The following is a 17,126-nucleotide window of genomic DNA, read 5'->3' on the forward strand; positions in this document are numbered from 1 at the left end:
AATTCATGTCCAGACCTCAATGCCCGCGCTGCCTGCGCCCACAAACCCACTGCCTGTGCCCGCTGATCCCCAGCCTCGACAGCCGCACCCGCGTGTTGCTGCTGCAGCACCCGAGCGAGGTCAATCACGCGCTCAACACCGCACGGCTGGCAGCGCTCGGTTTGAACAATGCCGAACTGATCGTCGGTGAGGTGTTCGAGGATTTGCCAACGCTGCTGAACCAGCCGGGCTATCGGGCGCGGTTGCTGTTCCCGGCGGACGATGCACAGCCGATGCAGGCTTACACCGCGTCCGATGAACCGCTGCTGCTGGTGGTACCGGACGGCACGTGGCGCAAGGCGCGCAAGATGTTGCACCTCAATCCCTTGCTGGCGGCGTTGCCACGGGTGACGCTGGCGCTGGGCGGGGTATCACGGTATCGGCTGCGCAAGGCACCGGGGCCGGGGGCGTTGTCGACCATCGAGGCGATTGTTCAGGCGTTGCAGACACTGGAAGCGCCGGCCTCTTTCGATCCGTTGCTTAAACCGTTCGAGGCGTTGATCGAGGGGCAGATTGCGGCGATGGGGGAGGAGACCTTTCAGCGCAATCATGCTGGAAATTAAGGGTGTTCTCACTGGCCCCTTCGCGGGCAAGCCCGCTCCCACATTTGATCGTAGATGCGCACAAATAATGCGCTCCGCTCAAATCCCCTGTGGGAGCGGGCTTGCCCGCGAAGAGGCCCGATCATTCACCATCCAATCCGGATCACCACTACCGCTCGCGCATCGCTTCGGTCCGGGCCTTCAGCACCGGTTTGAGCAAGTAATCCAGCACGCTTTTCTCCCCGGTAATGATGTCCACCGTGGCGACCATCCCCGGGATGATCAGCAACGGCTTCACATCCCCGCCCAAATGGTTTTTGTCGGTACGCACCTGGATCAGGTAGAAGCTGTTGCCCTTGTCGTCGGTGATGGTGTCAGCACCGATCAGCTCAAGTTTGGCACTGAGTCCGCCGTAGATCGTGTAGTCATAGGCACTGAACTTGACCATGGCCTTCTGGCCTGGATGCAGGAACGCCACGTCCTGCGGGCGAACCTTGGCTTCGATCAGCAGGTTGTCTTCCAGCGGCACGATTTCCACCATGTCGCTGCCCGGTTGAACCACGCCGCCGATGGTGTTGACCTTCAATTGCTTGATCACCCCGTGTACCGGCGAGGTCACAGTGGTGCGGCTGACACGGTCGTCGATGGCGATGCTCGACGCGGTGATTTTCGACAGGTCGGTGCGTTTCTGGTTGAGGTCCTTGGCAGCGTCGGAACGGAAGGTCTGTTCCGATTCGTCGATCTTGCTCTTGATCTCGTTGATCGCCGATTCAGCCCGGGGAATCGCCAGGGTCGTCGCATTCAACGATCCGCGAATTTCCACTGCGCTGCGCTTGAGCCGCAGGATCTCCACCGGCGACACCGCCCCGGTGCCCACCAGCGGCGATGACATGTTCATCTCTTGCTGGAGCAACGCCAGACTGGAACTGTACTGACCCTGCTTGGAGCGAAACTCCGCCAGTTCCTGAGTCTTCTGCCGCAGCTGTTCGGTGAGGGTGCGCTGCTCGCTGGCCAGGCGCCGCTGGCGCTGGTCGTAGAGCGCGCGTTCATCTTCGGCCACTTGCGGCGCCTTGCTGACGATCTCGTCCGAGAGCTTCATCGGCCGGCCTTCGGACTCTGCCGACAGGCGTTCGACCTGCGCCATCAACGCATAGCGATCCGCCTCGCTCTCGCCCTTGTTCGACAGAAACCGCGTGTCATCCAGGCGCAGCAGGGTGTCGCCCTTGTTCACCATTTGCCCTTCACGCACGAAGATCTCGGTGACGATCCCTCCCTCGAGGTTCTGGATCACCTGGACCTTGCTCGACGGAATCGCCTTGCCTTCGCCCATGGTCACTTCTTCGAGCACTGCAAACTTGGCCCAGACCAGCGCGCTGATCAGCAACGCTGCCGCCAGCCACACGGTGATCCGCGACCAGCGCGGCGAATCCTGCAACGACGCGCCGGCGGTTTCAGGCATGAATTCGGCCTCGGCGCTTTTGCCGAAACTGTCGAAGTAGCCGCGCGATTTTGAAGAAGAGGAAGCAGACATGGGCAACTCCTAGACCGCCGCCGAGCCGACCCGGCCCTTGCGCAGTGCATCGATGACCGCATCCTTCGGACCGTCGGCGACGATCCGGCCGTTGTCCAGCACCAGCAACCGGTCCACCAGGCTCAGCATCGAGGTGCGGTGGGTGACCAGCAGCAGCGTCTTGCCCTGCACCCAGCCGTGGAGCTTCTGGCGCAGCACGTCTTCGCTGCTGTTGTCCATGGCGCTGGTGGGTTCGTCGAGCAGCATGATCGGCGGGTCGAGCAATAGCGCCCGGGCCAGCAGCACGGCCTGGCGCTGACCGCCGGAGAGCAATTGCCCACGCTCGCCAACGGGCCGGTCGAAGCCTTGCGGATGTTGCCGGGCCAGTTCGGTGACGCCGGTCAATTCGGCCACTTCGAGCATCCGCGAATCGCTGACGTAGCGAGCGCCGAGCGTGAGGTTGTCGCGCAGGCTGCCGGCCAGCAGCGGCAGATCGTGGGCGACGTAACCGATCTGCTGGCGCAGGTCGGCGACATCCAGTTGCCGCAGGTCGAGGCCGTCGAGCAGCAACTGGCCTTCTTCAGGTTCGTAGAAACCCATCACCAGCCGCGCCAGAGTGCTTTTGCCGGAACCGCTGCGGCCGATGATGCCGATCCGTTCGCCGGGTTTGAGGCTGAAACTGACATTGCTCAGGGCCGGCGCATTCTGGCCGTTGTAATGGAAGGTCACACCGCTGACATCCAGTGCGCCTTGCAGTTGCGTGCGCTCCAGGGGCCGCTGTTTGCCGTCGCGCTCCTGAGGCAGGGCCATCAGCGCGTCGGTGCTTTTCATGGTCAGTTGCGCTTGCTGGTAGCGGGTGATCAGCCCGGCGATCTGGCCCAGTGGCGCGAGGACGCGACTGCCGAGCATGTAGCTGGCCACCAGTGCGCCGACGCTGAGGTTGCCGGCGATGATGCTGTAGACCCCGGCCACAATCGTCGCCATCCCCGAAAACTGCTGGATGAACAGCGTGCCGTTGGTGGCCAGTGCGGAGAGATTGCGCGCATGGCTGTCGAGGCGGGTGAGGGCACCGTGGGTGCTTTCCCATTTGTGCTGGCGCTCGCTTTCGGCGCTGCAGGCCTTGAGGGTTTCCAGGCCGCCGAGGGTTTCGATCAGCAATGCCTGACGCTCGGCGCCGAGACTCAGGCTTTTTTGCACGGTGTCGCGCAGGCGCACCTGAATGATCATCGCGAACATGATCGTGATCGGAAACGCCAGCAACGGAATCACCACCAGCCAGCCACCGAGCAGGCCGATCACCACCAGCATCAGCACCACGAAGGGCAGGTCGATCAGGCTGGTCAGGGTCACGGCGGTGAGAAACTCCCGCAGCCCCTGAAAGTCGTGAATGCTCTGGGCGAAGCCGCCGATGGTCGCTGGCCGGGCCTTCATCGCCATGCCGGTGATGCGTTCGAACAAAGTGGCGGAAAGGATCACGTCGGTCTTCTTGCCGGCGGTGTCCAGCAGGTGCGCGCGCACCACCCGCAGCACCAGTTCGAAACCGGTGCCGATCAACAATCCGATGGCCAGCACCCACAGGGTCGATGTGGCCTGGTTAGGCACCACTCGGTCGTAGGTCTGCATGACGAACAGCGGCACCATCAGGCCCAGCAGGTTGATCAGGAAACTGGCGAGGATCGCGTCGCTGTACAGCCATTTCGAAAGCTTCAGGGTGTCGCGAAACCACGCCTGAACCCTCGGCACCAGCGGTGAGCGCAGGTCTTCCAGTTCATGCCGGGGCCGGGCGAATAACGCCTGACCGCTGTAGTGTTCGGCGAGTTCTTCGCGGCTGACCCACTGCTCGCCGCCGTCGGCTTCACTGGGCAGGATCAGGGCCTTGCCATCGTCGGCAAAACGGCGCAGCACCGCCGTGCGACCATTGCCCAGCAGCAACAGCACCGGCAGGTTGAGCGGGGAGATGTCCTTGAGGTCGCGGCGCAGCAGCCGTGCCTGCAACCCGGCCCGGGCGGCGGCGCGGGGCAGCAGGTCCAGGCTCAGGCGTTGTTTGTCCAGGGGCAGCCCGGCACTCAGGCTGGCGCGACTGACCGTCGCGCCATGGAGTTTGCAGAGGATCAACAGACCGTCGAGTAACGGATCATCGAAGCTCAGCCGCGGATCGATCCCGGAAACACCGGGTTCCATGCTGGTCATATTGATCGCTCCCTGGCTACATCATCGGGACTACTTCAGTTCGGGCAAGCGCGCCTCGTTCTTCACTTCGGCAGCGGCAATCGCGTCGGCCGGCAGCACCACCCGTTGCTTGCTCAGCAACTGCCCCATGTTCGCCAGCACGCGGTACATCGAAAACTCCTCGGTGTAGCGGATTTCTGTGTAGCGGCGGTTGGCGTTGTACAGCTCGTTTTCACTGTCGAGCAGGTCGAGCAGGGTGCGTTGGCCGAGGCCGAACTGATCCTGATACGCGGCGCGTACACGCTTGGTGGTCTCGGCGTATTCGCGGGCGGTCGGGGTCTGTTTCTTGGCGTTGACCATGGCGTTCCAGGCCAGGTGAATGTTCTCGTTGAGCTGGCGCAGGGCGTTGTTGCGGATGTCCATGGCCTGGTTGATCTGGTGCGCATCGGAGGCCAGTCGCGCCTTGTCGCTGCCGCCGCGGAACAGGTTGTAGTTCATCACTACGCCGACCCGCCATTCGTTGTCGTGGCCTTCGTCACCCTGCACGTTGTTGTTGGCGCCGACCGCCGCTTCCGCATCGAAGCGCGGATAGAACGGCGACTTGGCGACTTCGTACTGGCTCTCGGCCGATTGCACGTCGGCCTGGGCGGATTTCAGATAGGGGTTGTTCTCGACCATGCTCTGCTGGGCTTCCGGCAGGGTGGCGGGCAATTCACCACGGGTCGAGGCAGGCGTTTCCAGCTCGTCGGGCATGCGTCCGACCACGCTGTAGAAGTTCGATTCGGCGTCCGCCAGATCGACCTCGGCGGTGTCGAGGTTGTTCTGCGCCAGCGCCTTACGGGCAACCGACTGATCGGAGTCGGCGGTGCTGCCGATGCCGCGCTGGGTACGCAGGCCGATCTGGTCGTTGACGCGCAGGTGCGCCTGCAGGTTGTTTTTGGCCAGGGTCACCAGTTCGCGGCGCTTGAGCACTTCGAGATAGACCTCGATGGTGCGCAGGGCCAGGTCCTGGGCGGTGCCTTGCGCGTAATACGCGCGCGAATTGGACACGCCTTTGGTGCGCGCAACTTCGTTGGACGTGTTGAAACCGTCGAACAGCATCTGACGCAGGCGCAGCTCGGACTGGGTGTAGTTGAGGGTTTCAGTGTTGTGGCCGCTCGGGGTCAGCGCACGGGTGTTGGTGTTGTCGCTATAGCCGCGCCCATAGGAGGCATTCAGATCGACGGACGGATAGTAGCCGCCCTTGGCGACGTTCACCTGTTCATCCGCCGACAGTTTCGCGTCGACCCGCGAAGCGAGATCCGGATGGGTCGCAATGGTGCTCTGAATGGCTTCGGTGAGGTTCATGGCCTGGGCTTGGGAAGTGCAAGCCATGGCCAGCAAAACCGCACTGCAGAGGGGGGTTAGAACGCGCATGGGTGCATCTCCCTGAGTCCTGATGGTATTCCGCTGTCGCCAATTTATTGACGATATTTTTAGTGTTTAGCGTCTCATCGCTGTTACAACAGAGCTAAGAACATCCTGAAGCGTAGCTAAGAAAAATTTTTCATATGGCTTATGCCAAAAAAAACTTATGCGCTTCGCCGAATCCAGCACATTGTTCCATTCGAAAGCCTTTGTTTTATGTGCTTTAGGGAGTGCATGAAGGCTTGAGGAAAGTTCCACTCACTTTGCGACATACGGGCGAAGTACTGCTAAAGGGGAGGGACGCGTAGCGGCAAATGGGCGACAGTTTTTTGTCACTCGGGTGATTCACCACCGTTACGTAGCGCTAGTGGGCGTGCTGCATTGATCAGGGATTCCAGGTGCCTGAGGGCGCTGGGGTTTCTGAACTTGCGCAACCTGCGAAACGAACTGTCGAGGTGCGAGCGTCGCCCCGACAACCCGCTTGAGCCATGGGCTGCTTCGCGAACCAGTGCCGACGGTGGTCGGCAGCGGAGGAAATGCACATGGCAACGCTCATCGGGACCGTCACCAAAGTCATTGGTCAGGTTTTCGCTCAAGCCGCTGACGGAAGTCGGCGTGCATTGGTAGAAGGCGATCGGCTGTTTACAGGGGATCAATTGATCACCGGTGCGGAAGGGGCGGTCGCCGTCCATCTGCAAAACGGCCAGGAACTGACCCTGGGCCGCGACAGCAGCTTGACCCTGACCGGACAACTGCTGGCCAACCACGCGCCCCATGTGGATGCCCCGGAAGCGCTGACCCCGAGCGATGCGCAACTCAGCGACGTGGCACAGATCCAGAAAGCCATCGCCGCCGGTGAAGACCCGACCAAATCTGCTGAGGCCACAGCCGCAGGCCCTGATGCCCCCGGCGATGCCAATGGCGGCAAGGGCGGTGGCCACAGTTTCGTATTGCTGACGGAAGTCGCCGGGCGGGTCGATCCGGTCGTCGGTTTCCCCACTGCCGGTTTCAATGGCATTCCCGAGTTCCCGCAAGAGCGCCACTACGCGGTGATCGACAACGGCGACAACACACCGGCGTCGGTCATCCCGCCACCGGTCAATAACCTTGTGACCCTCACAGGCCTTGATGTACCCGGAGGCGAACTGACGCTCAACGAGGCCAATCTGCCGGACGGTTCCGCCGCCAATCCCGGCGCGCTGACCCAGGCCGGCAGCTTCAGCATCTCGGCGCCTGATGGTCTGACGAGTCTGAGCATCGGCGGTATCAGCGTGATCGTCGGCGGCGTGCCCGTCGGTTTCCCGCAATCGATCACCACGCAACTGGGCAACACCCTGACCATCACCGGTTACAACCCGGCGAACGGCACGGTCAGCTACAGCTACACCCTCAATGGCAACGACGCCCATCCTGCGGGCGATGGGGCCAACAATCTGAGTGAACATTTCACGGTGATTGCCGGTGACAGCAACGGCGATACCGCCACCGGTTCGCTGGACGTGAACATCACCGATGACGTGCCCAAAGCGGTGGATGACAGCAACGTCAGCACCGCTTCGGAAACCAACCTGAGCCTGACCGGCAACGTGCTGAGCAACGACGTCCAGGGCGCTGACCGCATTCCTGTAGGCCCCAACAGCGGCCCGGTAGTAGCCGGTACGTTTACCGGGACTTACGGCACGCTGGTGCTGAGCGCCAACGGCACTTACACCTACACACTCAACACCAGCGACGCGGATTTCAAGGCGTTGCATGGCGGCGGCAACGGCACAGAAACCTTTACCTACACCCTGCGCGATTCCGATGGTGACACCAGCACTGCAAACCTCGTTCTGCAGATCCACAACAACGACGATCCGGTGCTCATCAACGGGTTGAACGTCGAGGGCGGCGAGCTGACGGTTTTCGAGAAAAACCTCAGCACCGGTAGTGCGCCGGATGCTGCGGCTTTGACTCAGAGCGGCACTTTCACCATCACTGCTTTGGACGGTGTCACCACGCTGACCGTAGGCGGCATCGCCGTTGTCACCAACGGTGTAGCCGCCGGTTTCCCGCAATCCGTTACGACTCCGCTGGGCAGCACGCTGACCATCACCGGCTTCAACGCCACGACCGGCGTCGTCAGCTACAGCTACACCCTGGATCACAACGACGCTCATCCAACTGCCAACGGCGCCAACACTTTGAGCGAGCAATTTGCTGTGACAGTGGTGGATGACAACGGCACCACCGCCAATGCTTCGCTGGACGTGAACATCGTCGACGACCTGCCCAAAGCCGTGGACGACAGCAACACCGGCACGGCTTCGGAAACCAACCTCACGCTGACCGGCAACGTGCTGACCAACGACGTGCAAGGCGCCGACCGCGTCCCGACCGGCCCGGTCACCGCCGGAACCTTCACCGGTACTTACGGCACCCTGGTGCTGAATGCCGATGGTTCCTACACCTACACCGTCAACCCTAATGACGCCGACTTCAAAAACCTGCACGGCGGTGGCAACGGCACCGAGACCTTCACCTACACCATCACCGACTCGGACGGCGATACCAGCACCGCGAATCTCGTGCTGCAAATCCACAACAACGACGATCCGGTGGTTATCAGCGGCCTCGACGTTAACGGCGGTGAACTCACTGTTTTCGAGAAAAACCTCAGTACCGGCAGTGCACCGGATGCTACTGCGCTCACTCAAAGTGGCACGTTCACCATCACTGCTTTGGATGGAGTGACCACGCTGACCGTGGGTGGAATCGCGGTCGTCACCAACGGCGTGGCCGCAGGCTTCCCGCAATCGGTCACGACTCCGCTGGGCAGCACACTGACCATCACAGGGTTCAATGCCGCGACCGGTGTGGTGAGTTACAGCTACACCCTCGATCACAACGACACGCATCCGACTGCCAACGGCGCCAATACCTTGAGCGAGCAGTTCGCGGTCACCGTGGTGGATGACAACGGCACCACCGCCAATGCTTCGCTGGACGTGAACATCGTCGACGACCTGCCCAAAGCCGTGGACGACAGCAACACCGGCACGGCTTCGGAAACCAACCTGACGCTCACCGGGAACGTCCTGACCAACGACGTGCAAGGTGCCGACCGTGTTCCGACCGGCCCGGTCACCGCCGGAACTTTCACCGGGACTTACGGCACTCTGGTGCTGAATGCTGATGGTTCCTACACCTACACCGTCAACCCAAACGACGCCGACTTCAAGAACCTGCACGGCGGTGGCAGCGGCACGGAAACTTTCACCTACACCATCACCGATTCGGACGGCGATACCAGCACCGCGAACCTCGTGCTGCAGATCCACAACAACGACGATCCGGTGATCATCAACGGCCTCGACGTTAACGGCGGCGAGCTGACGGTTTTCGAGAAAAACCTGAGCACTGGCAGCGCGCCGGATGCTACCGCGCTGACTCAGAGCGGTACTTTCACGATCACTGCTTTGGACGGTGTCACCACGCTGACCGTGGGTGGTATCGCGGTCGTCACTAATGGCGTGGCGGCAGGCTTCCCGCAATCGGTCACGACTCCGCTGGGCAGCACGCTGACGATTACAGGTTTCAACGCCACGACCGGCGTCGTCAGCTACAGCTACACACTCGACCACAATGACGCCCACCCGACCGCCAACGGTGCCAACACGCTAAGTGAGCAATTCGCTGTCACCGTGGTGGATGACAACGGCACCACGGCCAACGCATCGCTGGATGTGAACATCGTCGACGACCTGCCAAAAGCCGTGGATGACAGCAACGCCGGTACCGCTTCGGAAACGAATCTGACCCTGACCGGTAACGTATTGACCAACGACGTACAGGGCGCTGACCGCGTGCCAACAGGGCCGAACGCTGGCCCGATTACTGCCGGTACTTTTACGGGTACTTACGGCACGCTGGTGTTGAATGCCAACGGCACTTACACCTACACCGTCAACCCTAACGACGCCGACTTCAAAGCTCTGCATGGTGGCGGCAACGGTACGGAAACTTTCACCTACACCATCACCGACTCGGACGGCGATACCAGTACCGCCAATCTGGTGCTGCAGATCCACAACAACGACGATCCGGTGATCATCAACGGCCTGGATGTAAACGGCGGCGAGCTGACGGTTTTCGAGAAGAACCTCAGCACCGGTAGCGCCCCGGATGCTACCGCGCTGACTCAAAGCGGCACCTTCACCATCACTGCTTTGGACGGTGTGACCACGCTGACTGTCGGCGGCATTGCCGTTGTCACCAACGGTGTAGCCGCCGGCTTCCCGCAATCGGTCACGACTCCGCTGGGCAGCACACTGACCATCACCGGGTTCAACGCCGCCACCGGCGTTGTCAGCTACAGCTACACCCTCGACCACAACGATGCACACCCAACCGCCAATGGCGCGAACACACTGAGTGAGCAATTTGCTGTGACAGTGGTGGATGACAACGGCACCACGGCCAATGCTTCGCTGGATGTAAACATCGTCGACGACCTGCCAAAGGCCGTCGATGACAGCAACACCGGCACGGCTTCGGAAACCAACCTGACGCTCACCGGCAACGTCCTGACCAACGACGTACAAGGCGCCGACCGCGTCCCGACCGGACCCAACGCCGGCCCGATCACCGCCGGAACCTTCACCGGGACTTACGGCGCGCTGGTGCTGAACGCCAACGGCACTTACACCTACACCCTCAACACCAATGACGCCGACTTCAAAGCCCTGCACGGCGGCGGCAATGGCACTGAAACTTTCACCTACACCATCACTGATTCCGACGGCGACACCAGCACAGCGAACCTCGTGCTGCAGATCCACAACAACGACGATCCGGTGATTCTCAGCGGCCTCGACGTCAATGGCGGCGAACTCACCGTCTACGAGAAAAACCTCGGCAACGGCACAGCGCCGGACGCCACGGCTCTGACCCAAAGCGGCACCTTCACTGTCACCGCACTCGACGGTCTGCAAACCCTCACCGTCGGCGGCATCGCGGTGGTTACCAACGGCGTCGCCGCAGGCTTCCCGCAATCGGTCACCACGCCGCTGGGCAGCACGCTGACGGTCACCGGTTTTAACGCCGCTACCGGTGTCGTGAGTTACAGCTACACCCTGGTGCATAACGACGCGCACCCGACCGGCAACGGCGCCAACAGCATCACCGAGAACTTCAACGTGGTGGCCACCGACGGCGACGGCAGCACAGCGTCCGGGCAGATCAACGTCAACATCGTCGATGACCTGCCGACCGCCAAGGCCGACACCGGCTCGGTGGTGGAGGGCGGCACGGTCAACATCAGCGTGCTGGGCAACGACGTCACCGGTGCCGATGGCCCGGCAGCAGGTGGTGCAGTGGTGGGCGTAAGGGCCGGCAGCGACACGTCGACCTCGGCCATCGGCGGCCTCAACAGCAACATCAACGGCACCTACGGTTACCTGACCCTGGATGCGGCCGGCAACGCGGTCTATCACAGCAACCCGAACTCGGTGAGCCCGCCGGGCGCCACCGACACGTTCACCTACACCATCCGCGACAGTGACGGCGACGAAAGCACCACCACCATCACCGTCAACGTCGCCGACAGCAAACTCGTGGCCTCGGTCGATCAGGACGTGACCGTCTACGAAAAAGCCCTCGACCTGACCAAGGACGGACAAGACCTGGCCCCGGGCACGGTCACCGGCAGCGACCCGACCAACACCGGCGAAACCGCCTCCGGCACGCTGGTCGGCGCGGTCACCGGCGGCAGCGGCGCGATCACCTACACCCTGGTCGGCAGCGCTACCGGCACTTACGGGCAGATCCTGCTCAACCCCGACGGCACGTACACCTACACCCTGACCTCGGCGCCGAAAACCACGCCGAACGCCAACGACGGGCCGAACACCCTGAGCGAAAGTTTCACCTACAAGGCCACCGATGCGCTGGGCAACAGCACCACCAGCACCATCGTGGTCAACATCGTCGACGACGTGCCAAAAGCGGTGGCCTCGGATCGCTCGGTGGCGGCGGTGGAGATCGACTCCAACATCCTCATCGTGCTCGACATCTCCGGCAGTATGGCCGACGCGTCCGGCGTGCCGGGCCTGTCGCGGCTGGACCTGGCCAAGCAGGCGATCAGTGCCTTGCTCGACAAGTACGACGACCTGGGCGATGTGAAAGTGCAGCTCGTCACCTTCAGCAGCAACGCCACCGACCGAACTTCGGTGTGGGTCGATGTGGCGACCGCCAAGACCCTGCTCGCCGGCCTCAGCGCCGGTGGCGGCACCAACTACGATGCGGCCGTGGCGACCATGCAGACCGCGTTCAACACCTCAGGCAAGCTGACCGGGGCGCAGAACGTCGGCTACTTCTTCTCCGATGGCAAACCCACCACCGGTCAGGAAATCGGTACCGCTGACGAAGCCGCGCTGAAAAACTTCCTTGATGCCAACAACATCAAGAACTACGCGATCGGCCTGGGCAACGGTGTCAGCAACGCCAACCTCGATCCACTGGCTTACGACGGCATCAGCCACACCAACACCAATGCGGTGGTGGTCACTGATCTCAATCAACTGAACTCGGTGTTGTCCGGCACCGTGGAAGGCGCACCGGTCACGGGTTCGTTACTGGGGGACAGTGGTTCGTTCGGCGCCGATGGCGGTTTCATCAAGTCCATCGTGGTTGACGGCACCACCTACACCTACGACCCGAAAGCCAACAGCGGCCAGGGTTCGCTCACCGCCAGTGGCGGTACCAATCACGGTACCTTCAACACGGTGAACAACACACTGAGCATCGCCACCAACAACAGCGGCACGCTGGTGGTCAACCTCGACACCGGCGACTACAGCTACACCTCGCAGAAAACCACCACGACGGTGATCACCGAGAACATCGGCTTCACCCTCAGCGACAACGATGGCGACCTCGCCAGCTCCACGCTGACGGTGAAAGTGATTCCGAACTCGCCACCGGTGGCAGTGGACGACCACATCATCACCAACGTGCTGTCGAGCAACGTTGTGGTGCCGGGCGAGTTGCTGCTGGCCAACGACACCGATCCGGACGGCGATACCCTCAGTGCTTCGCCCACCACCTTCAACACCGGTTGGGCCGCCAAGGGCGCGGACTTCACCGGCAGCGGCGCGATCAGCTTCACCGGCACCACCAACACCAGCGCCAACCAGAACCTGGCCGATGTGCGCAGCTCTTTTGCGGCCAACACGGCGGCGATGACCGCCGTGCTGGTGGTCAGTGGCTACCTCGGCGCGGTGACCACCGCCAATGCCAACGATGAAGACCTGATCACCGTCAAACTGAAACAGGGCGAGACCCTCAACCTTGATCACAACCTGGCGGCCGGACACATCACCATGGAGTATTCGGTGAACGGCGGGGCGTTTGTCAGCATCGCCGATGGCGGCACCATCACCGCCAGCGCCGATGGCACGTATCAGATCCACATCACCAACATCACCAACACCAGCGGCAGCAACACCAACGCTGCAGAAAACTATCAACTGACCATGACGGTCAACTACGCCGGGGCCCACGACGTCACCCCGGACTTCCACGGCACCTACACCGCCAACGACAACCACGGCGGCAGCGACTCCGCCAACGTGACCATCACTTATCAGGACGGCCACACCCTCACCGGTACGTCCGGCGATGACGTGCTGGTGGCGGGCAGCGGCGACAACATCCTCAACGGTGGCGACGGCAACGACGTGCTGACCGCAGGCTCCGGCAACAACGAACTGCACGGCGGCGCCGGCAATGACTTGCTCTACAGCGGCCCGGGCAACGACATCCTCGATGGCGGCACCGGTATCGACACGGTGAGCTACGCCCACGCTACCGCCGGGGTCACGGTCAACCTGAGCCTGCTCGGTGCGCAGAACACCATCGGCGCGGGCATCGACACCATCAGCAACGTCGAAAACCTCGTCGGCTCGAACTTCAACGACACCCTGACCGGCGACAACAATAACAACGTGATCAATGGAGGCCTGGGCAACGACATCCTCAATGGCGGTGGCGGTGATGACCTGCTGATCGGCGGCATGGGCAACAACACCCTGACCGGTGGCCCGGGCGCCGACACCTTCCAGTGGCTCAAGGGCAACAGCGGCCACGACACCGTGACTGACTTCACTCCGGGCACCGACAAGCTCGACCTGTCGCAACTGCTGCAAGGTGAAAACGGCACGGCGGCGTCACTGGATGACTACCTGCACTTCACCGTCACCGGCAGCGGCGCCTCGGTGGTCACCACCATCGATGTCAGCGCCATGGCCGGCGCCACGCCGACTCAGACCATTGACCTGGCAGGCGTCAACCTCGCCAGCCACTACGGCGTGACGCCGGGGGCGGGCGGAGTGATTGCCGGCGGGCACGACACGGCGACCATCATCAACGGGATGCTGAATGATCATTCGTTAAAGGTGGACACGGTGTGAGCCGGGGCTGAAACGACAAAACCCGCCGTCCCGATCAAACGGGGCGGCGGGTTTCATGTCTGACGGATGTGCTGACGTTGAGTCAGCCATCGCGAGCAGGCTCGCTCCCACGGTCGGACGCATTCCAAGTGTGGGAGCGAGCCTGCTCGCGATGGCGCCATGTCAGCAACGAATTAATCGGGACCGGACACACACTTCTCTACACCGCCGCTTCGGCTTTCAACTCAAGATTATCCAGCACCCGATTCACCGCCAGTTCCGCCAGCATGATCAGTTGCCCGATGCCCAGCAGCACATGCCGCTGCGGCGTATCGATCATCCCGGCGAAATCGCTGGCCATGGTTTTGGCCGAGGTCAGGGTTTCGCAGGCGTCGGCCAGCAGCTCTTCGCTCGGGATGCCGGGGGCGATGAGGTAGCGGGTGTTGGGTTTGAGCAGCGGTTTTCGGGGGTGGAACGGATTGAGGTAGTGGTCGAGCGCGCGTTCGGCGGCTTCGTGGAATTTATTGGAGTCGAGGGTTTCGTAGGGGGAAGTCGAATCGACTTCCGGCGGGTTTGGCGTGGGTTTGATCATGGGTAAAGCCTCTAGAGTAGTGGAGGCGCCACGCTTCGCTGCTAAACGAAAGAGGTGGCGGCCGTACGCGGGTTAGCAGACCAGGACTCTAGAACCCGGCGCACCGAAGTGCCCCACGCAAAGCCGCCATAACGTGAACGGACAGGCGTGAGCCTGATCACGAACGAACGGCATTGTGCGTCTAGAGTAGATCCGGGCTGCTAAACCCGATCGCTGCTTTTCAGCGACCGCCAAACAATAGAACCCGCCCCCAAGGCGCACAAGCCGGCGGATTCTGGCGGATGCGTAGGCAAAGGCGCAAGGTGGCGTGGCTTTGTGGACATAACCTTCAACACAATTAAACGTTGACTCTAGTTGACGTTGAAATGACAAAAACGCTACCCCGGTAGAAAGGGATGGCGGGTCTTCATGGTTAGGGCTGGTATATAAATACGTCCCCTTTTCTTCCCCTTTTCTACACTTTTCTACTGAATCATGCTGAGGGGGATTACCCAAACCTCCGTTCCCTTGATAACCCAGACAGAACGGCCATCCGAAGAGAAAGCAGGCCCAACAAATGGATCTCCAGGAAGGAACCTTTTAATCGTGAAATCTTGGGTGTCAATAATTAGTCCCGTGGTTTGAGTGCTGGTTATCAAATACTTTCCATCAGGAGAGATTGCTAGATAATAGGCGGGACCTTCTAACGGAATCTGATGGGTTACTGAAAGAGTTTGAACATTGATCACCACAAGCATGTTGCGTTCAGAGCTGACCGAAAAAATGGTACTTCCATCCGGGCTCGCTACTATTTCTTTAACGTTTGGAACCGTTTCGATGTTTTTGATTATGCGAGAATTCGCTGTATCAAATACCGAAACAGTACCTTTGGATACGCCATCTCCATTTGGGTTGGTTGCGTAGATATAAGTACCGTTCGGGCTGATGGCGCCATGACCGGAATTATTTTGTAGTTGGATGGTCTGGATTGAGCGAAAGTTAATTACATCGATCTTCTCGAGTTTGCCATTAGGTAGTTCTCCTCCAAAACGGCCAACTAAATATACATATCTTCCAGCCGGGTCTACGACAACGTTTCCAAGTATTTCGGTTGTGATTTTTCCAAGAGTTGAAAGGTCACTGGCTTTAAATACTTCAAGATAATTACCGTTTTCAGTCCCAGTGCTTACATAAAATCGACTACTGTCATTTGAAACGCCTATGCGACTCCCGCCGCCGCGATAAGATGGGATAGTCTTGATGATTCTTCGGGCCTCGGTATCGATTACTGTTGTCAGAGCGTCGCTTGTAGTGGACAAGCCGCAGACGTAAGCGCGTTTTCCGTCGGGGCTGGTAGTTATTTTGTTGGGCCTATGTAAACCTGGAATCTTCGTAATAGACTCTTCCTCGGTCTCCACGAACACCCCCCACGTCGAAACCGGCAATGCACTGATAAATAAATGCGTCCCCTTTTTTATTTAGGCAAAGGCGCAAGGTTGCGTGGCTTTGCGGACATAAGTTTCAACACTATTCAACAAAGGCTCTCGTTGGCGTTGAAATGACAAAACCCGCCCTCCCGGTTGAAGGGACGTGCGAGTTTCAGGGGGGGTAAAAAACGTCTCGGTTTGTTCTGTTTTTTTTACTTGCGAACTTTCTCGCCTTGTTTCTCTTTTGTCTAACTGTGGAAAAGCTGGAGGAGCGTGTTGCCGCTGTTTGGTACGATCTTGAATCGTTGCGATGGATTGTTGTCGTCCGGATCCAGATCCTGTCCAATCACCCCTGAACTCGTTATCGCCAGCACTTTTTTGGAGTAGCTGTTTTGTATTACTTCAGATCCATTGGCACGCGACAATATGAAAAAGCTCTCGCCTCGAGTGCCAGAGTAGGGCGCGCAACTAGCGACTTCGCCATTTAAATGGAGTGCGAGATTTTGAAGGTAGAGGTTGCGAATACCAACTGATCCATCGGATTGGGGGATCAATGCAAAAGTAAGAAACTTGCTGCCAAGGATTGAAGTTGAATAGATGGATGGATTCGCCTGGTTATTCATTCCGAGATAAATTGGTTCGGACGTGCTCACGGTCAGCATCCAAACATCGGTCGGCGGCAAACTCGAATTTTCCCGCAGTTCAAAGCGATGCGGTCCATTAGTCAGATTCTCCAACCGCTGGATGAATGCGCTGCTTTGATTGAACACTCCACTAGCCACTACCGAGCCGCTATCCGTAATTACAAATGGAGCACCCGCCGGTCCGTTTCCGCCAAACTCGACTTTAGTTGAGGGGGTAGTGTCGCCAGGGTTGATCGGGGATCCGCCGGGAAACGTCGTGCAGTAGCTAAAGAAAGGATTTTGAGTACTCATAGTAAACGCTCCTTCGCAAGTTCTGCCGTATCTGTCGAAATAACAGCGGGCATGTCCCATGAAGCGCCATCAAAAGAACGTTGCGCACCTGTCAACT

General features: G+C 60.2%; 8 protein-coding genes. 2 read left to right on the forward strand and 6 right to left on the reverse strand.

Annotated features, from left to right (window positions below; translation table 11 throughout):
* Window positions 1-5: 5 nt before the first annotated feature.
* Window positions 6-602 (forward strand): tRNA-uridine aminocarboxypropyltransferase, encoded by a 597-nt coding sequence (locus tag DLD99_RS08050; protein ID WP_114881851.1) that lies wholly within the window; start codon window positions 6-8, stop codon window positions 600-602.
* A 148-nt stretch (window positions 603-750) separates the two neighbouring features.
* Here DLD99_RS08050 and DLD99_RS08055 read toward each other — a convergent pair whose 3' ends face one another.
* Genes DLD99_RS08055 through DLD99_RS08065 form a run of 3 tightly spaced genes read right to left on the reverse strand, consistent with a single transcriptional unit; the run spans window position 751 to window position 5,676 of the window.
* Entirely contained in the window at window positions 751-2,112 is a 1,362-nt protein-coding gene (locus DLD99_RS08055; protein ID WP_085710363.1) for an HlyD family type I secretion periplasmic adaptor subunit, read from the reverse strand.
* Window positions 2,113-2,121: 9 nt separating this feature from the next.
* A complete protein-coding gene (locus DLD99_RS08060; protein ID WP_114881852.1) occupies window positions 2,122-4,281 on the reverse strand; it encodes a type I secretion system permease/ATPase in 2,160 nt (719 codons plus the stop codon).
* 30 nt (window positions 4,282-4,311) lie between these two features.
* Window positions 4,312-5,676 (reverse strand): TolC family outer membrane protein, encoded by a 1,365-nt coding sequence (locus tag DLD99_RS08065; protein WP_114881853.1) that lies wholly within the window; start codon window positions 5,674-5,676, stop codon window positions 4,312-4,314.
* A gap of 533 nt (window positions 5,677-6,209) precedes the next feature.
* On the opposite strand from DLD99_RS08065, the gene DLD99_RS08070 reads away from it, so the two are divergent.
* Window positions 6,210-14,117: a retention module-containing protein gene (locus DLD99_RS08070; protein WP_114881854.1), complete on the forward strand. Its 7,908-nt coding sequence runs from the start codon at window positions 6,210-6,212 to the stop codon at window positions 14,115-14,117.
* A gap of 199 nt (window positions 14,118-14,316) precedes the next feature.
* Here the strand turns inward: DLD99_RS08070 and DLD99_RS08075 are convergent, their stop codons facing one another.
* The 3 genes from DLD99_RS08075 to DLD99_RS29085 form a co-directional block, all read right to left on the reverse strand.
* Window positions 14,317-14,688: a DUF6124 family protein gene (locus tag DLD99_RS08075; RefSeq protein ID WP_114881855.1), complete on the reverse strand. Its 372-nt coding sequence runs from the start codon at window positions 14,686-14,688 to the stop codon at window positions 14,317-14,319.
* Between the two features lie 464 nt (window positions 14,689-15,152).
* Window positions 15,153-16,085: a YncE family protein gene (locus tag DLD99_RS29080; RefSeq protein ID WP_162803465.1), complete on the reverse strand. Its 933-nt coding sequence runs from the start codon at window positions 16,083-16,085 to the stop codon at window positions 15,153-15,155.
* A 257-nt stretch (window positions 16,086-16,342) separates the two neighbouring features.
* Window positions 16,343-17,029 carry a hypothetical protein gene (locus tag DLD99_RS29085; protein ID WP_162803466.1) on the reverse strand — a complete coding sequence of 229 codons (687 nt, stop codon included), beginning with the start codon at window positions 17,027-17,029 and terminating at the stop codon, window positions 16,343-16,345.
* Window positions 17,030-17,126 lie beyond the last annotated feature (97 nt).

The organism is Pseudomonas kribbensis, from assembly GCF_003352185.1.
GTDB classification, from domain to species: Bacteria; Pseudomonadota; Gammaproteobacteria; order Pseudomonadales; family Pseudomonadaceae; genus Aquipseudomonas; species Aquipseudomonas kribbensis.